The organism is Desulfofarcimen acetoxidans DSM 771, assembly GCF_000024205.1.
In the GTDB taxonomy this organism is placed as follows: Bacteria; Bacillota; Desulfotomaculia; order Desulfotomaculales; family Desulfofarciminaceae; genus Desulfofarcimen; species Desulfofarcimen acetoxidans.
In genome coordinates this window covers 840125-866206 of the sequence record NC_013216.1, presented here as the reverse complement: position 1 = coordinate 866206, position 26082 = coordinate 840125, and the positions used below count along the sequence as shown (strand labels likewise).

Annotated in this window: 29 protein-coding genes, 1 tRNA gene and 3 pseudogenes; 12 read left to right on the top strand and 21 right to left on the bottom strand. The window is 39.4% G+C overall.

The genetic code is table 11. The features are described 5' to 3' along the window. Positions 1 to 11: 11 nt before the first annotated feature. From DTOX_RS04130 to DTOX_RS04110, 6 genes and pseudogenes are all read right to left on the bottom strand, one after another. Positions 12 to 1470 (bottom strand): annotated as a pseudogene (locus tag DTOX_RS04130) (IS200/IS605 family accessory protein TnpB-related protein). Beyond that, the gene (locus tag DTOX_RS04125; RefSeq protein ID WP_015756473.1) at positions 1427 to 2095 is read right to left on the bottom strand and encodes an IS607 family transposase; all 669 of its coding nucleotides are present in this window, start codon (positions 2093 to 2095) and stop codon (positions 1427 to 1429) included. Before DTOX_RS04125 ends, DTOX_RS04130 begins: the two are co-directional and overlap by 44 nt. Positions 2096 to 2395: 300 nt before the next feature. Then, a complete protein-coding gene (locus DTOX_RS23370; protein ID WP_162013532.1) occupies positions 2396 to 2590 on the bottom strand; it encodes a hypothetical protein in 195 nt (64 codons plus the stop codon). Positions 2591 to 2612: 22 nt separating this feature from the next. Further along, the gene (locus tag DTOX_RS04115) at positions 2613 to 2927 is read right to left on the bottom strand and encodes a hypothetical protein (RefSeq protein WP_015756471.1); all 315 of its coding nucleotides are present in this window, start codon (positions 2925 to 2927) and stop codon (positions 2613 to 2615) included. Between the two features lie 325 nt (positions 2928 to 3252). Continuing rightward, on the bottom strand, positions 3253 to 3420 hold the full coding sequence (locus DTOX_RS23605) for a hypothetical protein (RefSeq protein ID WP_015756469.1): 168 nt from the start codon (positions 3418 to 3420) through the stop codon (positions 3253 to 3255). Between the two features lie 217 nt (positions 3421 to 3637). Continuing rightward, a complete protein-coding gene (locus tag DTOX_RS04110) occupies positions 3638 to 3973 on the bottom strand; it encodes a hypothetical protein (protein WP_015756468.1) in 336 nt (111 codons plus the stop codon). Between the two features lie 831 nt (positions 3974 to 4804). On the opposite strand from DTOX_RS04110, the gene DTOX_RS04105 reads away from it, so the two are divergent. After that, positions 4805 to 6031, top strand: a complete 1227-nt coding sequence (locus DTOX_RS04105) for an IS110 family RNA-guided transposase (protein ID WP_015756467.1) — start codon at positions 4805 to 4807, stop codon at positions 6029 to 6031. 318 nt (positions 6032 to 6349) lie between these two features. On the opposite strand, the gene DTOX_RS04100 is transcribed toward DTOX_RS04105, so the two are convergent. The 5 genes from DTOX_RS04100 to DTOX_RS24085 form a co-directional block, all read right to left on the bottom strand. Then, positions 6350 to 6556, bottom strand: a complete 207-nt coding sequence (locus tag DTOX_RS04100; RefSeq protein WP_015756466.1) for a helix-turn-helix domain-containing protein — start codon at positions 6554 to 6556, stop codon at positions 6350 to 6352. A 274-nt stretch (positions 6557 to 6830) separates the two neighbouring features. Then, positions 6831 to 7352, bottom strand: a complete 522-nt coding sequence (locus DTOX_RS04095) for an AAA family ATPase (RefSeq protein WP_015756465.1) — start codon at positions 7350 to 7352, stop codon at positions 6831 to 6833. Positions 7353 to 7356: 4 nt separating this feature from the next. Next, entirely contained in the window at positions 7357 to 7554 is a 198-nt protein-coding gene (locus DTOX_RS04090) for a hypothetical protein (RefSeq protein WP_015756464.1), read from the bottom strand. A 120-nt stretch (positions 7555 to 7674) separates the two neighbouring features. Then, positions 7675 to 7875, bottom strand: coding sequence for a hypothetical protein (locus DTOX_RS24090; RefSeq protein WP_015756463.1), 201 nt, complete (start codon positions 7873 to 7875; stop codon positions 7675 to 7677). Further along, complete coding sequence (locus DTOX_RS24085) at positions 7872 to 8060, bottom strand: hypothetical protein (protein ID WP_015756462.1); 189 nt, start codon at positions 8058 to 8060, stop codon at positions 7872 to 7874. The genes DTOX_RS24090 and DTOX_RS24085 overlap by 4 nt, the downstream gene beginning before the upstream one ends. Positions 8061 to 8202: 142 nt before the next feature. Between DTOX_RS24085 and DTOX_RS04075 the strand changes: the two genes are divergently transcribed. From DTOX_RS04075 to DTOX_RS04060, 4 genes are all read left to right on the top strand, one after another. After that, on the top strand, positions 8203 to 8349 hold the full coding sequence (locus DTOX_RS04075; protein WP_015756461.1) for a helix-turn-helix domain-containing protein: 147 nt from the start codon (positions 8203 to 8205) through the stop codon (positions 8347 to 8349). Positions 8350 to 8492: 143 nt separating this feature from the next. Beyond that, on the top strand, positions 8493 to 10175 hold the full coding sequence (locus tag DTOX_RS04070; protein ID WP_015755906.1) for an IS1634 family transposase: 1683 nt from the start codon (positions 8493 to 8495) through the stop codon (positions 10173 to 10175). A 358-nt stretch (positions 10176 to 10533) separates the two neighbouring features. After that, complete coding sequence (locus DTOX_RS04065) at positions 10534 to 10926, top strand: cupin domain-containing protein (RefSeq protein ID WP_015756460.1); 393 nt, start codon at positions 10534 to 10536, stop codon at positions 10924 to 10926. 212 nt (positions 10927 to 11138) lie between these two features. Next, a complete protein-coding gene (locus DTOX_RS04060; protein ID WP_015756459.1) occupies positions 11139 to 11381 on the top strand; it encodes an aspartyl-phosphate phosphatase Spo0E family protein in 243 nt (80 codons plus the stop codon). A gap of 93 nt (positions 11382 to 11474) precedes the next feature. Here DTOX_RS04060 and DTOX_RS04055 read toward each other — a convergent pair whose 3' ends face one another. From DTOX_RS04055 to DTOX_RS23820, 5 genes and pseudogenes are all read right to left on the bottom strand, one after another. Next, on the bottom strand, positions 11475 to 11804 hold the full coding sequence (locus DTOX_RS04055) for an FAD-dependent thymidylate synthase (protein WP_052292906.1): 330 nt from the start codon (positions 11802 to 11804) through the stop codon (positions 11475 to 11477). A 73-nt stretch (positions 11805 to 11877) separates the two neighbouring features. After that, positions 11878 to 13200, bottom strand: coding sequence for an RNA-guided endonuclease InsQ/TnpB family protein (locus tag DTOX_RS04050; protein WP_015756458.1), 1323 nt, complete (start codon positions 13198 to 13200; stop codon positions 11878 to 11880). 58 nt (positions 13201 to 13258) lie between these two features. Then, positions 13259 to 13459 (bottom strand): annotated as a pseudogene (tnpA, locus tag DTOX_RS21970) (IS200/IS605 family transposase); the annotation flags it as partial. Positions 13460 to 13545: 86 nt separating this feature from the next. Beyond that, entirely contained in the window at positions 13546 to 14244 is a 699-nt protein-coding gene (locus tag DTOX_RS23825; RefSeq protein WP_207636006.1) for an AAA family ATPase, read from the bottom strand. A gap of 33 nt (positions 14245 to 14277) precedes the next feature. Next, positions 14278 to 14850 (bottom strand): AAA family ATPase, encoded by a 573-nt coding sequence (locus DTOX_RS23820; protein ID WP_207636005.1) that lies wholly within the window; start codon positions 14848 to 14850, stop codon positions 14278 to 14280. A 349-nt stretch (positions 14851 to 15199) separates the two neighbouring features. Here DTOX_RS23820 and DTOX_RS04040 point away from each other — a divergent pair, with 349 nt between their 5' ends. Then, positions 15200 to 16483, top strand: a complete 1284-nt coding sequence (locus DTOX_RS04040) for a hypothetical protein (RefSeq protein WP_015756456.1) — start codon at positions 15200 to 15202, stop codon at positions 16481 to 16483. Between the two features lie 230 nt (positions 16484 to 16713). Further along, positions 16714 to 16877, top strand: a pseudogene (locus tag DTOX_RS21960) (AAA family ATPase); the annotation flags it as partial. An 83-nt stretch (positions 16878 to 16960) separates the two neighbouring features. Here DTOX_RS21960 and DTOX_RS22845 read toward each other — a convergent pair. Next, complete coding sequence (locus tag DTOX_RS22845) at positions 16961 to 17125, bottom strand: transposase (protein ID WP_157862845.1); 165 nt, start codon at positions 17123 to 17125, stop codon at positions 16961 to 16963. Positions 17126 to 17338: 213 nt separating this feature from the next. Next, positions 17339 to 17425: transfer RNA gene (locus DTOX_RS04030), tRNA-Leu, on the bottom strand. Positions 17426 to 17588: 163 nt separating this feature from the next. On the opposite strand from DTOX_RS04030, the gene DTOX_RS04025 reads away from it, so the two are divergent. Then, positions 17589 to 18701: a DUF6765 family protein gene (locus DTOX_RS04025; RefSeq protein WP_015756454.1), complete on the top strand. Its 1113-nt coding sequence runs from the start codon at positions 17589 to 17591 to the stop codon at positions 18699 to 18701. 16 nt (positions 18702 to 18717) lie between these two features. Here DTOX_RS04025 and DTOX_RS04020 read toward each other — a convergent pair whose 3' ends face one another. Next, positions 18718 to 19551 carry a DNA adenine methylase gene (locus DTOX_RS04020; RefSeq protein WP_015756453.1) on the bottom strand — a complete coding sequence of 278 codons (834 nt, stop codon included), beginning with the start codon at positions 19549 to 19551 and terminating at the stop codon, positions 18718 to 18720. Between the two features lie 227 nt (positions 19552 to 19778). Here DTOX_RS04020 and DTOX_RS04015 point away from each other — a divergent pair, with 227 nt between their 5' ends. Genes DTOX_RS04015 through DTOX_RS04005 form a run of 3 tightly spaced genes read left to right on the top strand, consistent with a single transcriptional unit; the run spans position 19779 to position 23378 of the window. After that, positions 19779 to 20453 (top strand): HAD-IB family phosphatase, encoded by a 675-nt coding sequence (locus DTOX_RS04015; RefSeq protein ID WP_015756452.1) that lies wholly within the window; start codon positions 19779 to 19781, stop codon positions 20451 to 20453. A 58-nt stretch (positions 20454 to 20511) separates the two neighbouring features. Further along, positions 20512 to 22110: an NAD(P)/FAD-dependent oxidoreductase gene (locus tag DTOX_RS04010; protein WP_015756451.1), complete on the top strand. Its 1599-nt coding sequence runs from the start codon at positions 20512 to 20514 to the stop codon at positions 22108 to 22110. A 23-nt stretch (positions 22111 to 22133) separates the two neighbouring features. After that, complete coding sequence (locus tag DTOX_RS04005) at positions 22134 to 23378, top strand: BaiN/RdsA family NAD(P)/FAD-dependent oxidoreductase (protein ID WP_015756450.1); 1245 nt, start codon at positions 22134 to 22136, stop codon at positions 23376 to 23378. Positions 23379 to 23405: 27 nt separating this feature from the next. On the opposite strand, the gene DTOX_RS04000 is transcribed toward DTOX_RS04005, so the two are convergent. Together DTOX_RS04000 and DTOX_RS03995 are read right to left on the bottom strand one after the other, a co-directional pair. Next, complete coding sequence (locus DTOX_RS04000; RefSeq protein ID WP_042315376.1) at positions 23406 to 23705, bottom strand: hypothetical protein; 300 nt, start codon at positions 23703 to 23705, stop codon at positions 23406 to 23408. Positions 23706 to 24327: 622 nt separating this feature from the next. Next, positions 24328 to 24909 carry a DUF1256 domain-containing protein gene (locus tag DTOX_RS03995; RefSeq protein ID WP_157862843.1) on the bottom strand — a complete coding sequence of 194 codons (582 nt, stop codon included), beginning with the start codon at positions 24907 to 24909 and terminating at the stop codon, positions 24328 to 24330. 236 nt (positions 24910 to 25145) lie between these two features. Here DTOX_RS03995 and cysK point away from each other — a divergent pair, with 236 nt between their 5' ends. Then, positions 25146 to 26072: a cysteine synthase A gene (gene cysK, locus DTOX_RS03990; protein WP_015756448.1), complete on the top strand. Its 927-nt coding sequence runs from the start codon at positions 25146 to 25148 to the stop codon at positions 26070 to 26072. Positions 26073 to 26082: the final 10 nt, after the last annotated feature.

Genomic DNA, 26082 nt, shown 5'->3' with positions numbered 1-26082 from the left:
TAGCAAAGGGATTAACCTATACCTAACACATTTTTCCGGTGAATCTGCCATGAAACCAGGCTATTCACCTTCTTCCTTTTCGTGATTTTTTTAATCTTGGCCAGCACAGACTTTTTAACTGCTGACCATTGTTTCCAATTTGTCATTTGTTTAAATTCAGGTTTCTTTTTAACCAGTTTATCAAGCAACATCTTGGGTATCTTCTCATGATCAAAGCCCAAGCCACGCCGGGCTATGACATAGCCTGCCGCTTCGTGAACAGCTATGCCGTACATGTGCTGGTATTTTAGGATGCCTATGACCGAAGTAAAAGCCGGTTTTACCTTTAATATCGGCACTTCCTCACGGGCAGCACTCCGGTCAACTGCTTTTAGAAACTTCGACCAGACAAAACTGTGACTCATTCGCTTAAACTTGGCCATTACGGACTTGTCATTTTTAAACTTCAAGTCCTCTACCGCCAGGGCGTAACCTTTTTCTTTAGCCTGGAGGATCACTTTCTTAGCCATTTCGCAGGTCCGGTTATCTCTCCGGTTTGTTCTGGCATAAGTCCATTCGCCTTGACCCAGCCATTCACTGCCCCGGTATTGCCCCAGACAGTCTACCTGGGTTACGCCTAATCCGTCCGGGTTGGTGTCTACACCAAACGCACCCTTATGGTTATATGGCATCGGAACTTCTTCTTCAATACTCACATGGACGTAATATTTCCCGTCTCTGCGGAGGATTTCTACCTGATAGGCACTGCCTGTTTTAATATAATCCAAAACCATTTGCCGGTAGTTGATACCGTTAATTTTGCCGGTTTTTTTCGATGGCTTTTGAGCTAAATAGATCGGCACCGTTATGCGGTTATACCGAACGGATTTCCCTTTCTGTACCGGGTCGGCAGCTATATCAAGATAGATTTGGTCTTGGCCTTCGTATATGCGGGTATTTAGGTTGCCGCCTTTGGTTTTATCTCCCCGTGACAGATAACGGTTACTTCTGACTTCCTGCCACTCTTCTCTGGTAATATTGCCTTTGCAGCGTTCTTGAAAGAGCTTCTTTCCTCCGAATACAACAGGCGGAAAAGTATTGTTATCCAGGTGCTTTTGCCAGAAGGCCAGTTTACGCTGTTCCTTTTCTAACCGTTTTTGCAGTTTGGCAATCTTAGCCGGTGATTTAGCCTTGGCGATACGCTTTTCTGTAAATTCAACCTTTGCTTTGGCGTTTTCATAGTGCATCTGCACTAATTTATATTGGCTTTTGGTTGTGGTCTGGGCATCAGATACTGCATCGTTAGCCTGCCGGGAGTTAAGTCTGAACTTTCCTTGTACAGTTTATACGAATGTCCTGTACTTTCCATCCGTCCAGCAGTCTTTTAAATGCCCAACGAACTGCGGCACAGTAACGATCCATGAGGTTATCAATGTATTCTTTCTGTTTAGCTGTCAGTTCCGGGATTATCCCCATCGCCGTTGTCTTCACTGGCAGTCACCTCGCTTTCAATGACCTTTGACAGCTTTTTTGCTACTCTGCCGCCACTTTTTCCATATATACGAGCAGAAAATGACGTTGTAACAGCAATTAAATCTTCTACCAACTCTTGCTGTTCATCGACGTCTTTTTTTTCTATTACTACGATATGCCCGCCAAAGTCGCTAATGTATTTCTCCAAGTAGGCATAACCGAACCGTGCTAAACGGTCTTTATACTCAATAATTACTAAGGCGTTATTAGTCTCCTTTACAGCCTTAAGTAACTTTTGTAGACCTTTACGGTTTTCATTTAAACCATTGGCAATATCACGAAAAACAGCCTGAATAGCATATTTGTTATTTGATGCATATTCAGTAAGCCTTCTTATTTGTCGATCCAGATTCCCGGCATCAGCCTGTTTTTGTGTAGATACCCTGGCGTAGAGAAATACGGTATTTTGAATTCGGCTATATTTTTTGCCCTCAAAGGATTCTACTTGGGACATTTTATAGCGGCGATGGCCAGTAGGAGTTCTTTCTGGAACTAATATCTTTTTCTTTTCCCAAACACGTAAAGTATTAATACTAACCCCTAAATATTTAGCTGCTTTGCCAATACTTATATGGTTTTCCATCCTAATCACCTGCCCCAATTATATCATATTATGGCAGGTTTTTTGATATTAATTTAGTTTTCTAGTAACAGTTATATCGTCCTCCTGCAGACTCCAATACCCTCAAAACAGCCTCATAATCCGTATAAATTATTAAATAACCATAAGAGGAGGCTATCATTTTGAATCTTAATTATAAAGTTATGCCTATTGTCCCAAGCTGTTCAGATAAAAACAATACTCAGCATAAACAAAAAACAGCATCTAAAAATACAAACTCAAGGTCTTTTTCACAAGTGCTAGATTTAGCGTTGAAAGACATTAAACATTCTTCCACACAAAAACTTCCGTCCTCGGCCTTTCTCGATCAGCCTTCAGCTCTGGGACCGGCACTGGCACCAGTTCCCCGTTATCATCTACCGGGACCCCGGCCCGGACCGGGGCGTCCATCAAAAATTTAGGTGCATAATTGTCCTGCGGATCCCGGCGCCGGTTAGTTCTAAAGTGGTGAATCACCTGCACTGTCGCCCTTTCAAACTTAGGTAACCTCATACGGTTTACCGGATAAATCTTTAGCAGTCAGTACCACACGTTTACCTATCATGGCCCTGGTTTCCGCTTCCGTAAATGGCAACCGTGCAATCTGTGCTTCCATCTTCTCCTGCATTTTTTGCTTGTATGCCGCTATCTGCTCATCCAAAGGCTTCACTTTGCCTTTTGCGAACCTAGCGTAGCCCTTTAACACAATTTCAGAAGATATATTTTTAAGCTGGTCATACAGGTAGTTTAGCTTCTCGGGCTTAGTTGGTAATTTATCCAGTTCAGCCTGATTGGTCTCACAAAAAACTACCACCTAATGACCATTACGACCTTGAAATACAAATTGCCGTTTTGTTGAGAGCCGAAAAGCCTGAAACTAGGATAAGGAAATAAAGAAATTTGGAATACCAGAACCGGTAATAGACTCCGAACCTGCAGCACACGGCCCCAATACTCCAGATTCGGGAATAAAGCTAAATGAAAATGAGTATTAATGGAGGTATCAGAATGGACAATGATAAATTTCAAGAACTTGTAGTGCAACAGCTAAAAATACTCATAGAAGGACAAAGCAACCTTTAAGTATGGGGACCAGTTGGTCCCCTTTTTAATACAAGGTTATTTACCCCCGTAACAAGTTATTTAAACAGTTTACCCAATAGCTTACCGGTGGCTTTACCAACTGCCCTCCTAGCTATGCGTTTGCCCATTGTGCCATTCTGTATGGCTGATATATTCCCTAGCAGTTTAGCCAAACCGTAAAGAAAGCCTCTGGTTTGGCTAATGGGATCTTTCTTTCTGGTCATAAAAAAGCCTCCATTTTATAATACTTTGACTTATTGTAGCACATCAAAACCAGGCATTAAATAGCTAAAATTATAAACTCACTCCGAAGATTTGCGGAATCAGTTTCCCGATTTGAAATCGGAAAAACTCATCCTTTTAGTATACCTGCATTGCAGTTTAATCACTACGTGGGAGCAAACCAGCTTCATAAAAAAAGCCCGGTTAATTGGCCGGGTTTTATCGTATAACCATTTTTTCTAAAGTAGTAATCCTATCATCAAAGTTACCAACATCCTTCCATGATTCCTTTAATTCTTTCCTGATAAGGGTAACATCTTTCTGGAGCCTACGCTGTCCCTTTTCCAGGCTAATTTGACCTTGTTTTAGATCGAGTTGGCCTTGATCCAGGTTATCTAATTGATCGTTTGTAGTCTGTAACCCTTCCTCCAAATTACTCAAGCGATCATTAATGGACTGTAATCCCTCATCCAGGGCAGTAAACCGTTCATTGATAGGTTTTAATTCCTCCCGGATAATAGAGCAAAGCATATTAGCTAATTCACTATTTGGCATTGGTTTATTCCTCCTCGTATAATAGAGTCAGAACAACCGAATACGACATGTTCTAAAATAGTAGAATGTTGTGGTCCGGATGTTCAGGGAACCGGTTCCCATATCAAGGGTACCTGGGTTTGATGAAGTCAATAACAATACCACAACAATGCAGTAAAGGTACCTATTAATCACGTGAATTACTGCATGTGGGTTACTTATTGGAAGTAGTTGCGCCAAGGTACCCAATCAATGATAGGATGGTGATGTCTATACGAACCGAAAATTTTATTGACAGAAAAATATCCACAGGCAAATCATTTTCAAAGAGACAGCCCACACTGAAAAATTAGTAAGATGAATTCATCAGTCCTCCTCGCATGTGGTGATATCCACAATGCTTTTTAAGTCTGTTTCTCTTTCCCCGTCAGGGTTTGATTCTGACACTTAGAATGTTTGCTTAGCAATTCTGATTTACGTGAGGCTGTTTAAACCCGGGGGAGTGGTGTTGTCAACTTTCTTTAAAGAGTGCTATAATTTACAATGGTTTAGATAGTACTTTTTAGGTGCCTGTCTGTCAATGTTTGATGAAATAAGCAATTTAAATAATCATTTAGTTAGAATGATCCCGGTAAGATGGTAAATTCTCAATACCCCGAGCAGCATAGACTGCTTAATAAAGTATGTTTCTTTTCCTTCTACGTTTTAGTTCTAACACCTAGCCTGTTCAGCATGATAGTTGACCTGGATGGCAGCAGATCCAGGTAGTCTCCCGCTCCATGTCAGTTCTGATTACGAGGATGTTCTCGCGTAGAAAACGGAAAAGTTAATCCACTTACCAGAGGTGTTTTTATGACAATATCCTTGCATGTTGGCATTGATATTGGTAAGAATAAGAATGTGGCTTGCTTTATGAAATTAGACGGAACGATTTTGTTGAAAAAGTTAGTTTTCGATAACTCCATTTCAGGTGCCGAGAGTTTGGCATCTAAAACTAAAGAGTTATCGATTAAAGATAGCTTTGATCATGTTGTTTTTGGAATGGAAGCTACTTCTTTATACCACTTTCACTTGATGAATTATTTACTAATCACCGAAGAATTAAAGCCATACAGGCCTACAGTTTACCAACTCAATGCCAGAAGTATCAAGAACTTCAAGAAGTCTTATCCTCCAAAGGGCAAGAACGATGCATATGACGCTTATATCATAGCTGAAAAACTAAGACACGGCAGATTACCTAAACCTTACGAGGTTGATGAGATGTATCTTCCGCTACAGCGACTGACCCGTTACAGGTTTCACCTGGTGGGTTCACTTGTGCGAGAAAAAAGTTATTTTTTAACTATGTTGTTTATGAAATTTAGTAATTATGGTGATGTATTCAGTGATATCTTTGGAGCCACCAGCATGTCTATTATTACCGATTTTTTTGGCCCGGAAGAAATTATTAATACACCACTTGAAGACTTGGTTCAATTGCTTGTGGATAAAGGAAATAAGCAATTTTCTAACCCTGAAACATTGGCTACTGAGCTAAAACGAATTTGCCGTGAATCCTACCGGATGAGTCCGAAGCTCACGGATTCGGTTAATCTGATTCTTGAAACCAGTATGAATAATATCCGCTTTTTTGAGCAAACCATCCGCAAATTGGACAGTGTGATTGCCAGGGATATGGCCAAGCTCTCGAATCCATTGATGTCAATCAAGGGAATTGGGCCAGTGTTTTCCGCCGGCATTATCTCTGAAATTGGGGATATTAACAAGTTCGAAGATCAGTCCCAGTTAGCTAAATTTTCAGGTATCACCTGGAATAGCAATCAATCCGGCGAATTTGACGGTGAAGATAAACCCCTGAATAGGGCTGGAAACCGGTATCTCAGGTATTATCTGATAGAAGCTGCGGACAGTTTGAGGAGACATAATGACGAGTACCGAGCTTACTATCAAAAAAAATTTCAAGAATCAAAAAAACATGCCCATAAACGAGCTCAGGTTCTTACAGCTAGGAAGTTTGTAAGGCTGGTTTTTTCCTTACTTTCAAAGAACCAGCTTTACAGGTCGGACAGGGGATAGCTGTTTAAATAACTGCGGTAACGGTGCTGATTAATATTCCTGCGGTTGTCTGCTGCCAACTGGCTAGGAATATTAATTATCATAGTTATCCACAGGTAAAAGAGTGGTGATGCACTGAAATATTATTTGTGCACCAATATATGTTTTTCCCTGAGCTTTATTGGTGCAAACAATAACCATATTTTAAGATTATGCCTTAATATCAGGGAATAATTTTATAGCCGCAACAGGAATTTTTGGGTGTTTCTGTGGTGGTTAATTTTTTATACCCAAAAACAAGGAAAAATATGTTTTTAAATTCCCTCTTGACATATTACCCTAGCACTTATCGGGAATGTGTTCCAGTAAATCCCCTGGTTGGCACTTGAGGGCTGCGCAGATTTTATCAATAACTTCTAGAGATACATACTCGTTAGTATTTAATTTAGCCATAGTAGCCCCAGAGATATGTGCTTTTTTTATTAATTCTTGTTTTTTAATATCTCTATCAATTAGTAACTTTTGAAAAGGTTTATAACTAATCAAGTAAAATTACCCCCATAGTTAAATTTATATTTTATTATATAAAAAAAAATTTAATAAGACAAAGATAAATTTATTAATTTTAGTATTTAGCATGCTATAATTAACTTTAATAAATCAAATATAAATTTAATAAATTAAATATGAGTAAGCAAGAGGTGCTATCATGACAGCCAATACCCAACAACAAAAAAATCCTAGGAAGCCTGCACAGAAGCGTTATGATGCAAACCACTGACTGGGCAAAGGCTAAATACAATACAGAATGGTATCAGCGCTACGGTTGCCTTCTACAGTCAATAATTCCGGTTTCATTTCCGTTGCCTTTGTTAACCAAAGCTAAATCTGCTATTGAGAAGTTATCACCACAGTCATTCATTCTTTTTATTCTGTTATCCAGCCTTGAATTCACCATTACAATGATAAAACCATGTTGCTTTAAAGCCTTATACTCATTTTGTTGCCTTAAATCCGTTACCACTAAATTGGTTTCCGGTGATTCCTTATCTATCTGCTTAAACAAATTATTAATCCATACGTCAGATTCAATTGTTCTCATCCCTTGTCCTACAGCTTGATATAAGTATCGTGGTTTACCTTTTGCCAAAGCTTCGGGAAACAGTTCTTGGCATATTGACCGGATAGCATCACCAAAGGCAAAATTTTTAAATCTATGCTGTCTGACAAGATAATCCCCCACTGTATCTTTACCACTTCTCATTTTGCCTGTTACTGCTATCCTCATTCTTTTTATTGTTCCCCCTTCTTTTTTTGCTTTGTCCGGCTTTATTATTTTCATTTTCTTAATCCCACTGCTGCAGCTTGGCCAGTTTTTTTTTCAGTCTCCCGAAGTATTGCAGTTCTGTCGGGTCAAGATATTCAAGTTCTTCTTCTATATTCGTACCGTTAAACTTTGCCAGTTTGTCTATCTCATTTAAGAAATCATCAAGTTCTTTTTGATACCTGGTCATTACATCACAATAATCTATAACTTCACTCATCACATTTGCATCCCTTAAAACTTATCCAATCAAATTCTTTTGCTTTTAGTTCGTAACACAATTTTCCACCCCACGGCAGAAAATAAATAAGTATCTTTACTTGCTTAATACGTTCCATGTCTATTTTTTAATCACAGTAAAGACCGGATTATCAGTTTTATAACCGTTAACCCAGAGAACCACAGCCTCTTGTTTTAGATAACTATTTAACTGGTCAACCTTAAAGTGAAATATCTTTAAATAATGTTTATTTAACTTAACCTCGACTGGTTTACCATTAACTAAAAAATCAGCTTTGGTGTTAACCTTTGATAAACTCAAAAGCTTACCGGTATTACACAGCCATTATCTAAAACGATGAGATTTTCTCCATACTTGTTCCGGTAATACTCAATATACCAATTAATAATCACCCTTTCAGCTTTTGAACCGTTTTTAATATCTCTGGCAAATTGTTCTGTTGTACGATAGTCCATCCTGTACCGATTATACGGGCTTGCTGTCATTGCCTGTGTCCCCCCTTTAAAAGCCCTCTACTATTACATTTCGTAATTAAAATTCATTTGTGACACTGTAATTACTTGATTTCGTAAAAATATTTATATATAATATGATTACGTTAATCAGTAATCACCGTGGAGGAATATCATGCCTTTAAAATTTACTGTAAAATTGAAACAAGTCTTATTTGAAAGAGGGATGACACAGAAAGAACTGGTGGAGTTAACCGGACTGAGACCTGCTGCTATTAGTGAATTTGCTAATAACCCACATTCCGTACCCTTAAGGAAATAAATCAATAATTATTACAAACAGATAAACTTAGGCTGAAATTTAAATATTTTTTGTTGAAAAATGCAATGGTAATAGATGTTTTTTTGCAGGAGAAACAAGCAATGATGTCAAATGCCTCCTTAATAGATTAGGAGGGTAAGTAAATGGAAAACCAAATACTACAAAATATTAATAGCTTACAGGTGGGGCCCAGCGCAATAATAGCTGCACTTACCCGAGAAATAAATTTAGTACAAATCATTAACAATCAGGTAATCTGGGATGAAAAACAATGTAATAATTCACCAGGCCTTTATGTAGAAGCTATGATTATAAACATATTGACAGACCGAAAACCTTTGTACCGAGTATCTGAATTTTTTAAAGATATGGACGTAGAAGCATTATTTGGTCCAACGGTACAAGCAACTGATTTCAACGACGATGCTTTAGGAAATACATTGGATCGATTAGCTGAATCAAATCTAGACCATTTGTATTCTAACATAGTTTTACAAGCACATTTAAAACACCGTTTTAGAGTAGATTTAGCACATGGTGATACTACATCCATTACTGTTTATGGAGATTATGCCAATGCTTCGTCGGAGACATTAAACATAGTTCGAGGATTTAACAAAGACGGCCATCGGGACTGCAAGCAGATAGTAGCTGGTGCAGTAGTAACTCCCGAAGGAATACCTCTTATGGGAACAATAAACGATGGCAACTTAAACGATGTGAAATGGAATCAACAAATAATCGAACAATTGCCGGAAATGTTAAAATCACTTAATAGTCCAGAAACCATATACGTAGCTGACTCAAAACTGGTTACCATAGATAACCTAAAACATTTAGCCAAGAAAAACATTCGCTTCATATCCCGAATTCCTGAGACATTTGGAATAGTACCGTCACTTAAAGATTGGGCCTTTCGCCAAGATAAGTGGCAAGAAATAGAGAATATATTGCCGGATAAAAACGCTGCTGTATATAAGCTTCAGTCCATAAAAGTGAAATTGGGCGACCGTCGTTACCGGTTTATTATCGTACATTCATCAAATCTTGATCAAAAGAAAGAAAAAACATTGAAGCGTACTGCTGAGAATGAACAGAAAAAACTAGAAAAAATCTGTAAAGAAATTGGTAAACAAGAATTTGCTTGCGAAAAAGATGCCATCTCGTACTTAAGACATATGAAAAAGAAACAGGACGGACAGTTCTACCATTTAGATGCAGAAGTAATTGCTGAAGAAAAAAAAGGTGTAGGGCGCCCCAAAACAAAAGAAAAGTCCCCCATAAAAATAGTTTATCGCATAAAGGCTATAGTTAGTGTAATGGATGAAACGGCCTGGCAAATGGCAAAAGAAAGGGCATCAACATTTGTACTGATCACCAATTTAAAAAATCCAAGGGAAAATACAGCAGAAACAATCCTTCGGCATTACAAAGAACAAAACACAGTGGAAATGCGCTTTCGCTTTCTAAAAAACCCCGCAATATTAGGTCAAGTCTTTTTGAAAAAGCCGTCAAGAGTAAAAGCACTTGGATATATATTCTTGATAACCATGTTAATTTATGCACTTATGGAACGTAGAGTTAGACAAAATCTAGCCGCAGAAGGGAAAGTCCTTCAATTAAGCTATCGTTCAAAAGTTAAACAACCAACAGGAATGTTGATTTTGCAAGAGATGACGAACTTTACAATAATTCATATTACCCGTAAATTAGGAAGAAGAGAGAGGTATCTACCAACCAAAACAAGCAAACAACAATTAGAAATAATCCGATTGACAGGATTTGATGAGTCGATATACCTAAAAGAATTATCTATAGTATCATAAGCCCATAACTACTCACCCTAAAATGTTAAATTTGTTCATTAAAAACATTAAGGTGTTTTACATTTATTACAATGTAAATATAAAGTTCAATAGTGAGGTATAAAAAGTGCAAATTCAATAATATGTCATGTTAATAAAAGTAAATTTATCGGCCTAAAGCAAAATTGCTTGTGTTTGTATATGCTAGATGCGGAACGTGGGTAATAACAGGAGGTCAGTTATTAATACGGAGCATTTAGTGAAAGTTGCCGAAGCTTTAAATATAAAGGATATTAGTGAGTTGATTCGATTTGAGGAAGTCAAACAATAGCTTCTATGATATACAATCTATTCAACTAAAAAACGAAAGGAGAAAATTATGAATACAAATATTAAAAAATATCTATTGACCCTTGAGGATGGCCGAAATGAACCTATTAAGGATTTAGATAATGCAAAAAGGATTGTCTTAGTAGATAAGGATACTGTTGGTGCTGAAGATATTACCTTTGCCTATTGTAAATTTGAGGCTAAGACATCTGTACATAAGAAACATACTCATAAAGATGCAGAAGAAGTTATATATATTCTTTCTGGCAAAGGTATGAGTGGAATCGGGGACACTGAGATTGAGATGACTAAAGGAGATACAATGTTCATTCCACGTGGGTCAGTACATTGGTTTTATAACCCATTTGATGAACCCGTTGAAATGTTATTTATTTATACAAAACCATCTCTCAATTCGGCTGGTTATAAGGTTGTGGAGTAGCTTTCATCAACAAAAGAAAATGTGTAAAAATGTTATTATACTAGACTAAATTACCACGAAATCTAAACACTTCGTTTTTAATTTGCTTTCTTGAGAAAAAATGAAAAAAAGTTATTTTAAAATGCTATATACCATATATTTCTAAAGGGTATTATCAATTTATGTCTAATATTCTTGGTAATTGCAATTCATTGAAAAAGGAAGCATTCACTATGAACTTAGCAAAGATAATAATAAAAATAGAAAAAACAAGAAGAAAACTTTACAATGCTAGGTATAACGGTGACCCTAACAAGTTACTGAAAATTAGTCAAGAGCTTGATATTCTGTTGAATGAATATTTTATATTTAAGGGAGAACTGATAACAAGTCATCCTGAGGTTAACAGCGTTCCCCCTAAAGAGAACGCTGTATCAAATCAATCTCCTACTGAATTGAATGAATTAGCGTGTTAAAAAACTTTGGCTAACCCACTTTCTGATTTACCATATGTTTACCACATGAGCCGTGAATATCTGGACAATAGCCTAATTCATCACCTTCACAGTTTAATTCTTTAAATATAACCGGCATAATTTCTGCCAGTATATATTTAAATTTATTAGCCAGTTGTCTAATTTCCACTCTGCTCTTTCACAGAGTCTTAGCTGTAGAAATTCATATAATGCTTGATAATTGCCGGATAACACCAGGTCTGTGGTACTACCCCAAAGGCAGCATAAGTTTTGCCAGTTCGTTTCTCTGTTCATGGCTATTGTATCGTCTTTTTCTGACCACTTCCGATATATTTTCATTATTGTTTCATAATCATCGTTATACTCAAAGCGCTGAAAGTTATAGTCTACATTTCCTACCTCATCAAAATAGTTGCTTGACATTCTCCCCATGGCTAAAGCCAGGCGATTCCGGGGTCGAACCCCGAGGGCAATACAATCACCTCTAAGCAGTCGCTTACGCCGCTGCCTTACTTTTCTTTTTCTGGACTACCGGTGGTTTCTTACGGGGCGTATTTAGAACCTGTACCCGGTAGGGATTTAAGAATATACCCTTATCCAGAACAGAAAAATCCCCATCCAACCGGTATTTGCGGATGATATTCGCTGCACCATTGATGTCGGCATGAATAGTACAACCGTTTTTTGTTCGATACAACCCCCGCTTAACCCGTCTACCGCTGAAGGTGTATTCATTTTTGTTCGCGGGATCGTACTCCGGCAAAAAATCCTTATCAAGGAAGCTGGCTTTACTGGTGTAGCTTTCCTCTACCTCAATATAGGTGATACCGTACTTATCGCAGATGTTTTTCAGAACACGCCGGAACTTCCAGAGGGGGATTTGTACAAAGTTCTGGTTGTTAACGTGGCCAATGTTGACTCCCTGCTTTTGTTCCTTATTTACACCAACTACCACGGTGCCAATCTCCAGGGAGATACTGAATTCTACAATATGTTTGGCAGCTTTCCGCAAGTAGTCGGTGATAAAATTTTCCCGGGATACGGCAAGGGCAGCCAGCTTGTGGGTTTCACTCTTAATGTTGTGCAGATCTTTAATAGACTGCAGTCTGGCTCTTTCTTTGTTATACCACTGGTTGGCGGCCTTGAGTTGCTTGCCGTCAATTAATAAGACATGCCCGGTGGTGGATGCACAGGCAGCCAGGTTATCTACACCCAAATCTATGCCCAGGATGCGATTGCTATCCAGGGAAGGCAGCACTACTGGCTTGTCACGGTAGATATACTCCACTTCAAAGAAGTGGGCCTTATGAGCCGGATTGATGCGTACCTCCCGAATACTGGTTTTATCTAATCGCTCGGGAAACGGAAACCGGATGTCCCTGGCCTCCGGGTGGTCTTTTTTGAATACGTTTGATAACGGCAGCTGCAGGTACCCGGCATTTATGGTTATTGCGTTGGTTGACAGTACCAGTTGAAAGTAGCCGTCTTTTTTCAGGTAGCGTGGGATACGGACTTTCTCTGCCGGGTACTGGCCTTTAGCTGCTAACCTTTTCAATCCGAGAAAGCTTTTGAAACTTTGGGTAGCTACCCGGATAATCTGCTGGGAAACACCGGCCTGCAGCATCTTAAAGTTTTCGTTGGTTTTGCACAGGGCACAGTTTTTGGCGTAGCTTAGAAGCTTGCCGGTGACAAAGTAGTGCTGCCGTATGTTGTACAATGCCACATTGTACAGGTTTTTGGCATACCGGCAGAGGTTTTGCAGTAGAGCATATTGCTCTTTAGTTAGATGTTTAATACGGTTCTTTTGGGTTGCAAACATTTGGTTTCACCTCCCCTCTATGTAGAGATTTAGTGTCTTATACTTTCTTTTGGTTCTCAATGTACTGTTTAATAATTTCTAACTCCAGGATTTCTGATTGATGTTCGCTGCAAATCTGATATATCAACTCCTTTAGTCGAACATCTACACCTTGGGTTAGCACTTTACGACGATATTTAGGACACCATACTACATGATATTTGCATGAGTACACTACATTGTTGTTGGATTTATATTCCATGATATTATTATACAACATAAAGTTATATAACTAAATAGCAAGATTGCATAATTATCGGGCTTCGCCCGATGGCCCTTATATCCCAATGGCTAAAGCCAGGGGCTTTACGGGCCGTTCCGGTAACTGGTTATGCGACCTCTATAGATTTTCCCTCTTTTTCTCCCGGTTTCCACACACCTAACACCACCAACGTAAACGTCGTGCATTGATAAATGTGGTGATAACATATCCCTAACAAAAGTTTCCTCGGTATGGCCTTCAACAATTATATTTAGTTTAACCACGTGAAGGCCTCCCCCTAAAACATTCTTCTCCCATAGCTCACCTAAACTATATTCTTCAAGCCAAACTTCAAATTCATGGCTTGCTAATCGTTTAAAAACAGATTGATTATCTTTACGATCTACTACAATCAGGTCATCCAATTCAAGTTGATCAATTAATGTTACCGATTGCGTGGAAACAATAATTTGTGTTTTTGCTGAAGCACTGCGCAACAAGGAAGCTAAAACAGTAATGGCATAAGGATGCAACCCTAATTCCGGTTCATCTATAATAATCAGATTTGGCAATTCTGGCTGCAACAATAATGTAACTAAGGCCATCATCCGTAATGTACCATCTGATAATTGATGCGGCCCAAAAATTAAATCTGGATGTGAACCTCTCTCTTTCCAATTCAATAAAATATAATTCTGGTTATACTTAGAAGGAACCAATTCAAAATCATCAAAAAAAGGAGCCATTAGTCTGATGGTAGATATTATTCTACGATAGTATTGCTCTTTGGTTTTCTTTAGCATGTAAAGGTAGACGGCTAAATTACCAGCATCATGTCACAAATAGTTACAGTCTTCTATATAACCTGTCTTTTTTATTTTCGCTTGCGGCGAAGTATCATGAAAATGATATACACGCCATCGATCCATAATATTCTTAATAATATTAGCTGTTTTAAGAACTTTCGTGGCTTTTGCATTTATTCTATTATCATTAATTTTTTCTGAGAGCATTGTCTCTTTATGCCCAACACCAAGCGATACAAGTGAATTTACCGGGTATCCTTTTTTAGTAAAGGAGATAGCCTCATCTGCAAACAACAGAGTATCCTGAGCAGCACTTACTAAACGTAAGTGATAGATATTTTGGCCCGCATCTGTAGTGAAATATAATGTCCCAGAAAGCTGCGGTGTGCGTTTCGAACCATAATACAATAGAGAATCAGCTCCACCTAATTCACCGACATATCCCTGTAAATAACCGCTCATGATGTAATTAAGCAACTTAAAAAAAGAAATAAAATTGGACTTGCCAGCACCATTCGCCCCGATCAACACATTTAAGGGGCGAAGTTCAAGATCCATTTCATGAATTGACTTATAACCAGCCAGTTCAATTTTATTGAGCATATCAGGTTTCCTCCTTGAAAAATATTGCCAGAAGCATTATAACATAGTTATCCACCATACACCACTGAATTTCCATATAATACCAAGAAAACTGTCCGTTATATTAATCTCAAGCCTTCGAAGGAGTTTTTCCATTACTACTTCAAATATGCAACCCAGTTTCGATATTTAACAGGGAGAAGTTCTCTTAATAGCATATCAGATGATCTAAATCCATTTTCATCACTAATGGAACTTGTAAGAGGAGCATCTATCGCAACAGTCACCACATTATTTTGTTCCGAATAGTGAAATATGTCGGTCAAAGCCTGCTTTAATGGCAGGAGATGTATTATAAGACCAGTTGTAGTTGGGGATAAACCGCAACTATGAATGCGATAGCATCTTAGAGTGGCTAGAGTATTGGTTTTCTACTAGAAAAAATATAATAGATCTATTTCAAAAAAGTGTTGCTTGCATATGCAAACAACTTGAAGAAAAACCCCTTGGGAGTCTTGCAACTGAAATAGATAGTTTAAGAATTGAAATGAATAAAAAACTAATTAAAGAATTTAGATTTCCTTATAAAGATAGACCTTTTGATGAAAAAGCAAAAATACCTGAGGGATTTAGCAAAATAAAAAGTGATTATTTTCAAAGTACTCGTAATTTCTTTGACCAATTAGCTGGTTTTCTGCTTAGAGATTCAAATAAGGCTAGGCTGGCTTTAATTAACCTTAGAGCTACAAAATCATCTTTAGTGAAAATGCAAAAGTATTTTGAAAATATTGCTGACGAGCAAGGAATTTTAATGCGGAAACACTATGAACTTTGTATACTGGAAGAACAAAATTTACAGAATCTTATGATGGCATGTCTATACTATAATGAACATCAACCAAGCAAGTTTTTTAACAAATATCAAATCAAAAGCTGGTATAAAGAAAACTTCAAGAATGCAATGGAAAAAGCCAAACAAGCTCTGTGCGGTTTATTATCAGATCATTTTGTCATTTTCCCAGAGAAATATTATTACAATGGAATCCTCAATTTTTACCCGATTATCGTACACGATCTGGACATGACAGATGGCACGCTGTTAATAGAGTTTTTTTGTCACTGCACACCTTTTGCGGAACTAGATTATGACTACTTAGTGGTAGTGTGCAAAAATGACCATGATAAAATCATGCCAAGTGGGCTAAGGGTTTCAAAGGACTTTTTAAAGAGGCTTAAAATCGCTATTAATACCGAGGATACCAAACTGGCAGAACAGTTGACATCACCTTTCCCAGAAGAAGTAACAACACAAATTTTAGAATGCTTCGAGCATCAGTACGAAGTATTTAGTCCCATTGTTACCGGATATGAGGAAATTGATAGGATTGCAGAATTGTTATGGGCTTTCTCTAAATCGCAAGAAGAATTATCTGATGACAGTGATACTGAATACCGGAAATATATTGAAAACAATTATAAAACCGAAATTTCAAGCCTTCTTAGAACAGTTGAATCTCAAATTCCTCAAACTGATCTCAGTGAAATATCTCAGCTTTGCAATGATGTGTTTAACGGGTATACATTTGATGATGGAAGCTTTAATTCTTTTTATAACAAACTTATTGTTAAGTCTTTGGAACAAATACAACATTAATAGCCATAATGTTGAGCACAAACCATTTTTGAATTTCCCATTATGTTTAGAATATACCAAGTCTTCAAGAACGTTAAACTGCTCATTATCCATATTACAATCAAATAGATGAACAAGAGGACATAGTGTTGATTAATTATGTCCTCTTTTCATATATCAACCACAAAGCCATTTGCTTTATTATCCCAGTTAAAGCAAACGGCTTTTTTGCGTGAAAGGAGGAAATTTAAGTGGCAAAAGTAATCGCCCTTGCCAACCAGAAAGGCGGCACGGGCAAAACGACCACAACGGTCAATCTGGGTATCGGCCTTGCGATGCAGGTAAAAAGGTGCTTTTAGTAGACGCGGACGCACAAGGCAACCTGACGGATTCGTTAGGCTTCCATGAGCCGGACAAATCTACCTGTTTCACTGTTGCGTATTCCGGTTTATCCGAGGTTCATCCGTAGATTTGGGTATGAAAGGCTAAAATAAAAAGCTAATAGATAATCTTAGCTCTGAGAAGATCTAAACCGGCTCTTCCATACATGGTGTGTTTGATCATTTTTAAACGATTGTTATTACCTTCAATAAATCCATTACTGTATTCACTGATAACTGAATTTTTAACAGCTATAAAGTCTTTAAAAATTGGAAAGGACACCGAAGGACTGACATAAGGGGCGGCGGTATCATTACGATGCCGCCGCCCCTTTTTTGTCTATTCAGTCTTCCGTTTTTTCCGTGCGCCTCTCGGCTTGGATTCCGGACGTTGCTTCACACCATTCGGGAAGAAGTTATAATCGAAATAAAGCAATAATCCGAACCCGTCACCGACAGGAATTAGCTGTCGAGATTGGTTCGGATTATATTGGTTTGGTGCCGAAGGTGGGAGTCGAACCCACACGTTGTTGCCAACGCTGGATTTTGAGTCCAGTGCGTCTGCCAGTTCCGCCACTTCGGCCAGCTACGTTTATTATCTTAACATACATATAATAAAAGGTCAACTATTTTTGAGTGGCCATACTAATCTTCTATTGTGATAAATTCTACCATGTGCTATATTTTAAATAATATTAACTTTTATTCCTACCTATAGCGATATTTTTAAAGGAGTTGATTAAATATTGCAAATTGACTTTCATCATGGTGTTACCTACCTGCTGGCCAGGTTGGCCGGTTTCCTTCAACATGAATCGGAAATTATAGCCTACAGCTCACAGTATGTAGACGATGCAACAAACAACGCTCTGGTTAAACTGCCGAACCAAGCCATGTACCATGCTGTCCGCTCAGCTCACAAAAGCCTGGATTACAAGAATTTTGATGAATTATCCGACCACCATGTCTGGATACCGTATCATTTTTTGCCGGGCAACTGTTCTTTACCAGTCGATCATGGAAGTGATCTTAATTTCGCCAGCAGACTGGTCTGCAGAGCAAACAGTTACATAGCAAGGGACATGGTAGAGGAATGTATTAGGCGGCATAACGAGCCAAATGCCTTGCACAGGCTTGGCATTACTATGCATGTTTACGCAGATACATGGGCGCATCAAGGCTTTGCCGGCATAAAACATCATGTTAATTCAGTTAAGTACCTGGAGGATACGGACGAGTGGGCAGGCGGCAAAGTTATTAAAGATGTGGCAAACTATTTTCAAGAAATTTTTGACCCGATAGTCAGCAAATTTGTAGACGGGGTTATACCTTTAGGACATGCTGCGGTACTCAGTTATCCTGATAAACCCTATCTTAAATGGCATTATGAAGATTACCGGGGCACCATAATGCACCGCAACAACCCGGCTGAGTATTTAGACGCCGCCAAGAATATGTTTATAGCTATGAAAAGATTCAAACTGGGAGATCCGGAAGCCGATGTCACAGGACTGCAAGAGAAAACAGCTAACCAGTTAGCAAGTCTTTTTCAGGAAATTAACGATGAAAATCAGAAATTAAGACATGAGCAATGGTTGGAATACATTCGTACCGGTATCTTCAGTTTTGAGCGGGACGGCGAAACTATTATAATTGAGGATAAAATTGCTTATGACGAAAGCGGGCCTGATTCATGGGAATATAATTTTCTCAACACCGATATCTGGCTTTCAGATCCTATAGAAATCTACAATGAGTTTCTGGATAGCAACTGGAAAAAGTTTCACGATGCACTTAAGGATCACCATTATTTCCTTACCCGCCGGCTTTTTCCCCGCTATGGCCTGTGTGTGGTGTAAACAAGCACTAATAAATCTATGTATAATTCATCACCAGTACTTCATTTATTTTACCCCTCCCTGTACCAACTGAATTTATACTCCTATTGGCGGATACAAACAATACTCTATAATTCTTATACAGGTCAAGAATGAAATCCGTAGCAGAATTGCTTAACATAACCTTACATCCTTTTTTGTCTAAATCAACAAAAACATCCCTTAGCCTCTTCTGCTCGTCTTTACCGAAACCACTGCTGCTGTAAGCGGTAAAGGAGGAAGTGTCCGACAAAGGATCATAAGGTGGATCAAAGTATATAAAATCACCGCTGGCAGCTTCTTCTACAGCCTCTGCAAAATCCGTATCCAATATTTTAATTTTATTTTCGGACAAGTAGCTGCTAACGAGACGCAAAACATGCTCGTTAACTATATTCGGCTTTTTATATTTGCCAAAAGGCACATTAAAATGTCCTTTCTTATTAACGCGGTAAAGACCATTATAACATGTTTTATTCAAAAAAATAGTCCTGGAAGCTCTTTGGACAGGCGAAAGCAGCCCGTACTCCTCACTGAGGTCTATATCTCTTAATTTGTAATAATAACTCTCATCATTTTGATGTCTGCCTAAGTCAGCAATCAGTTCCTCAATGTAATCCCTGACAACAATATAGCAATTATATAAATCAGGATTAGTGTCATTTATTACTGCTTGGTAAGGATGAAGCTCAAATAATACTGCTCCCCCGCCGACAAAAGGCTCAAAATAATTATTGAATTCACCGGGCATAAAATTACTAATCTCTTTAAGCAACTGGCTTTTACCCCCGGCCCACTTCAAAAATGGCTGCAGAGTCTTAGCTTTCTTCACCGTAACATACCTCCGAACAGTTTCGTTATCGATTCTACAAATAGTGTCGAAATTCCTGCTGCGTTTTAATAAAGAGTTACTCAAGAGACCGTTAAAAAATCGACATTTTGAAATAACAAAATAATTTATAGCAGGCAACCGAATAAAAAGCAATGCTTACCTCTTGACTGAGAGGCTCTTTTAATTATAAATATATAGAGTAATCTCTTATACCGGAGGAAATTTTAGTGTCAGATCAAAAAATAAAACTTATCGCCTTTGATATGGACGGAACACTGACCAGCGAACACAGTTCCTGGGAATACCTGCACAGGCGTATGGAAATATGGCATGAAAAAGCACACGTTTTTCAGGATCTCTTCTGGGCAGGCAAGATTGATTATGCTGAATTCTGCCGTCTGGACGCGTCTTTATGGCAGGGTACTGACTGCCTAAGAGCAGCAGAAATACTTACTGAAATACAACTAAGACCAAGGGCCGGAAAGGTACTGAGAACTCTTCACCGATCAGGTGTTAAAATAGCTTTACTCTCCTCCGGCTTAAAACTATTGGCTGATCAACTGGCTCAGATACTTCCCTTTCACCATCATCTGGCCAATGAATTGGTTTGCCGGGACGGAAGCTTTACCGGTGAAGTGCTTATCCATGTATCCACCGATGTTCGGGGTTTGCGTAAAGAAGATCACCTGCAAAATCTTATGGATAAATATAATATAAGACCGGAAGAAGCCGCTGCCGTCGGAGACAGCTTAGGAGATTTGGAAATGCTAAGGGCAACACCCAACGCCTTGCTGATTGGAGCTAAAGATGAGGATAAACACAAAATTATGCGGGAATTGCCTAAAATAATTCTCTTGCAGGAGCTGGAAGACATTTTCAGGCATTTGCCTTTCAGGGTGTAAAAATACGCTTTGCCTGTCGAGAAGTTAATGAAATTATTCAACGAAGGGATACAATAATATGCTCAGGTTAAACGGAATAAAATTAACCCTTGACGAGGATAAAAATGATCTGGAAAAAGCTATCCTTCAAAAACTAAGAATAAAGAATAAAGACCTGTTGGACTACCGGATTTTCAAACAATCTCTGGATGCCAGAAAAAGTTCGCAGATTAATTTTGTTTATACTATTGATGTTAATGTGAAAAATGAAGCTGATGTATTAAAAAAAATAAAAGACCGGTCAATATCAGAAACTCCCTGCCTCAACTATCAATATGTCGAACAGGGTAATAAAAAACTTGATCACCGTCCTGTAATCGCCGGAACAGGTCCGGCGGGTCTTTTCGCCGGGCTGATACTGGCTCAAACCGGCTGCCGCCCGCTTTTATTGGAAAGAGGCAGCGACGTAGACACCAGGATAAGAGCAGTAAACAGGTTCTGGCAAACAGGAGAGTTGGATCCCGAATGCAATGTTCAATTCGGCGAGGGTGGCGCGGGAACTTTTTCTGACGGTAAGCTGACCACGTTGATAAAGGATTACCGGTGCCGCAAAGTATTAGAAGAACTGGTCAAGGCCGGGGCTCCCGAGGAAATACTCTACACCCATAAACCACACGTAGGAACAGATAAATTGAGAGCGGTGGTAAAAAACCTCCGCCAAACCATAACCGAACTGGGCGGTGAGATTAAATTCAACTCTAAAATTACTGATCTCATCATTAAATCAGGCAAAATTGTCGGTATCATCATCAACGGGCAGGAGCAGTTAGCCACGGATATCCTGATTCTCGCCATCGGGCACAGTGCCAGGGATACTTTTGAAATGCTGCATAAACGCCAGGTAAACCTGCTGCCTAAAGCCTTTTCCATCGGTGTGAGAATAGAACACCCGCAAAAATTGATTGATCAATCACAGTACAAAAACTTGGCCGGACACCCAAAGCTGGGAGCGGCTGATTATAAACTGGCCTACCACTCGCCATCAGGACGCTCAGCTTATACCTTTTGCATGTGTCCGGGCGGCATGGTTGTCTCAGCGGCTTCCGAAAGTGAAACAGTGGTTACCAATGGAATGAGCGAATACGCCCGCAATACCCCAAACGCCAACAGTGCTTTTCTGGTAGGGGTAACACCAAAGGATTTTCCGGGCAACCACCCGCTGGCCGGGGTAGAATTCCAAAGAATCTGGGAAAAGAATGCCTTTCTACGGGGCGGCAGCAATTATAACGCGCCGGCTCAGCTACTGGGAGATTTCCTGATCGATAAGCCATCAGACTGTCCAGGATCGGTTACACCTTCCTTTAAAAAATCTGTGCGGATGACATCTTTAGATGACTGCCTGCCGCCTTATGTGATCTCAACTTTAAAAGAAGCTGTTAGAGACTTCGACAAAAAATTAAAGGGGTTTAACCTGCCTGACGCAGTATTAACAGGAGTGGAAACCAGAAGTTCTTCCCCTGTACGCATCACCAGAAATGAAAATTTTGAGTCAAATGTAGAAGGCCTCTACCCGGCGGGTGAAGGAGCAGGTTACGCGGGAGGCATTGTTTCCGCCGCGGTTGACGGTATTAAAGCGGCAGAAGCTGTGTCAGGCAAATACAAAACTGTATCACAATAGAACAATCTGGAGGGAGCAGCATTATGAGTTTTAACCATCCCACCACTGTACTGGTAATCGGGGGCGGCGCGGCAGGTATTATGGCAGCCATAACAGCCGCCAGAGAAGGCGCGGCAGCAACAATTCTGGAAAAAAACGAGCGGATAGGCAGAAAGATATTAGCAACCGGCAACGGCAGGTGCAATTTGACCAACACAGACTTGCACCTGAAACATTATCATGGTCAAAATCCTAAGTTTGCCTACACCGCTTTAACCGAGTTTAACTACCAAAACACTATTGATTTTTTTGCAAATCTGGGAATAATGCCAAAAACAGAAACCGGAGGCAAAGTCTTTCCTTTTTCCGGGCAGGCTTCTTCCGTATTGGATGTATTGCGTTTCGAAATGGAACAGAGAAAGATTATTGTTATTTGCCAGGCAGATATCAATAAGATTAAAAAGACGGATAACAACTTTTACGCTACCTGTAAAGACGGGAGAAAGTTTCAAGCCAACCGCTTAATTCTGGCCGCGGGGGGCAAAGCCTCTCCCAACCTGGGCTCTAACGGCAGCGGTTTTTCACTGGCTCAAAGCCTGGGCCACCACATAATAGAACCTTTCCCCGCTCTGGTACGGCTGCAGTTGGCCGAAAGCTTTCTTAAGCAAGTTCAGGGTTTTAAATTTGAGGGCACGGCGGAAATAATTGTTGATAATAAGGCAAAGGCCAGAGCAACCGGTGAAATACTCTTCACTGCTAACGGTATTTCCGGGCCACCCATTCTGCAGCTTAGCCGTAAAGCCGGTGAATACCTGCAAAAACAGCTAAAAGTATGGCTAAAATTAAGTCTCATTAATCATCTTTCTACAGAGCAGCTGGAGCAGATACTGCTCAAACGCTGGCATAACCAGCCTTCCCAGTCATTAGCTTTCAGCTTCACCGGCTTTATACATAAAAGAATAATCCCGGCCATGTTAAAAGCAGCCGGGATTGAAGACATAAACAAAAAAGTTAGTAATCTCTCTTCTAAAGAAATAAAACAGATAGCTTCTATCCTGCAAGACTGGCGTTTTCAGGTTACCGGTACCGATTCCTGGTCAGCCGCGCAAGTAACAGCGGGAGGAGTTGCTGTAAACGAAGTCAACCCGCAGACATTGGAATCTAAAAAAGTAAAAGGGCTGTATCTGGCCGGAGAAATTCTCGATATAGACGGGGATTGTGGCGGTTATAACTTGCAGTGGGCCTGGTCTTCCGGTTATATCGCAGGCAAAAATGCCGCCTTTGTATAAAAAAAAACCAGGTGCAGCAACCTGGTTTTAAAAGGACCCGTTTTTCATTTCACTACCCGAGTAAGTTGCAAAGTTCTTTGCAATAAAGCGTCTGCGGTTGGGTAAACTCACTGTTTTACGAGCAATGGAAGCTTGTTCTGCTTCTTTTAAATAAAGATGCTCTTGAGGAGATAATAGTTCCCCACCTTCTACTATCCGCGAGGTAAAGAAAATACATTCCTGCCGGAAGCTCTTAACCTTTGTATTTATAGCAGTTCTGTATTTATGACAAAAAATCATATCCTCACCGGTTTCCTCAGCAATACCACATTTTTTACATTCCAACATTTTTAGTACACACCTTTCTCAATATTCTTGATATGATTTTCCGTGTTAAACTTATTTACGAAAATTAAATAAATTTAAACAACTGATTATTTTACATTGCAATATCTGTGCCAAACATATTATTGTGTTCTTGCTCAAGCATATTTAACAGCCGCGCGGCAGGCTATTATAACTTGCAAAGACAATGTAAAGCAGCAAATATCGACTTTCCTCCCTATAAAACAACAGAGTTTTTTAACACACCGCCACCAATAAACAAGCTTATTCAATATTAAAAATGATTACTCAATTGTATACATGTATATAAATCTTCTCATCATTTTTTCATTCTTAGCAAAAAGAAAGTCGCTTGAAGCGACTTTCTTTTTGCTATTGTCACTTATGAAAATTACACGGTACTGACCTTGTCATATAATATAAATTTACACTTTAATTAAACAATGATTTATTCACGGGTCTATCGTAAGCATAATTTCCCGGATCATAAAAAAACGGTTATCCCCAAAAGGGAAAACCACTTAAAAACACGTTTTCTATAAGAGTCAACCGAATGGGGTATAACGACATCAATTCCATCTACATAGAGGTGCTTGCATATTAAAGATAGTATCTTACTCTGCTCTTATCCAAATAATATCTGACGATAGGACCGTGAAAACATTCTAAAACCAAATTTCTCCGGCTTCTTGACATTTTCCAATTCCCTTATTGTTCTAACGATCATCCCGGCTGTTACTGTGGCACCTCGCCAGATCATCTCAGGATCAACATTTAAATCCAAACCCCATTCCCTCTCCACAGCTATATTAAAGGAAACCGTCAAATCCCCAACAGGCAAAAGTTTTTTCTTAATCCCGGTACCAGGGTAACAACGTCCTCTTCTGATTCTGATTTTACCCAGATTCTCTTCCCTGCCGGACATAGCATCAAAAGCTATCACAAAATGTTCTCTGGGTATCCCGGCCGCATACGTGCTCAGATTCTTAGCATGCACCGGCTGGCCTATCATCCCAAGTATATTTTTCATGCCCATATCGCTTAATAAACTGCCTACCAGGGGACCATATATGTCAGCTAATACCCTGTCAGTACCGATACATAGAAATGTAATCTCCCGTTCAGGAGGCAGCAGCTTCTTTAATTTTTCACACATTTTCATACAGGCATTTTTTTTTCGACAATCAATAAGAAATTCTTTTCGCACAACCATATCCTGCATAATTAGGTACTTTCCTTTCAGAATGAAATTAAATGGGCCGATTTAATACACTGTTCTAAAAAGTTGAACTATTTAGAAACATCTTAACACATTTTTATTATTTTGTTTACTAGAATTTACACTATTTATTACAATACACAGTAATGAATCAAGGAATAATAGTATTAACGTCGAATAATAAATAGACCGCTTGCTTTAATTCACACCGAAAGGATGATAGCATGAGCAAAGTTTTACATAATATACTGGAAACAATTGGCATGACACCGGTTGTCCGGTTAAATAAAGTCGCTGATGACTGCCCGGCAAAATTGCTGGCCAAGCTGGAAATGTTTAATCCCAGTGGCAGTTCAAAAGCCAGAGCTGCTTACGGAATGCTGCTGGAAGCAGAAAAGGAAGGCATTATAAAACCGGGCATGGTCATTGTGGAACCGACCAGCGGCAATCAGGGCATTGCTTTAGCCATGGTTGGCGCAGTAAAAGGATACAGAATTATCATTGTTATGCCGGATTCCATGAGTATGGAACGCAGGATGCTGGCCCGCGCTTACGGAGCAGAAGTTGTTCTTTCACCGGCCAGTGAAAATTTAGAGGGAACTGTTCGCAAAGCCCAGGAGATAGTTGCATCCACGCCTAACTCCTGGATGCCCAACCAGTTTGCCAATCCCTCCAATCCCAGGTATCATGCCAGAACAACCGCACAGGAAATTTTAGAACAAATTGAAGGACCGATAGACGCACTGGTGGCGGGAGTCGGAACAGGCGGTACCCTTACAGGGATTGCCAGAGTATTGAAAGAAGTATACCCTTCAATAAAAGTATACGCGGTAGAACCAGCCAATTCCGCCGTCATTGCCGGTGAACAACCGGGACAGCATAAACTGCAGGGAATAGGAGACGGGTTTGTTCCGGAAAACCTGGATATGGACATACTTGACGCTCCCTTGTCAGTGAGCGACGGGGATGCATATATGATGACACGCCGGCTGGCCAGAGAAGAAGGCATTCTGGCCGGCATATCCAGCGGGGCAGCCGTATACGCGGCTAAACAAATCGGCCACAGACTGGGCGAAGATAAAAAAATTCTAATCATTTTACCTGATACAGGGGAAAGATACTTGAGCACAGATTTATATAAAGAAGAGTGAGTATAAAATA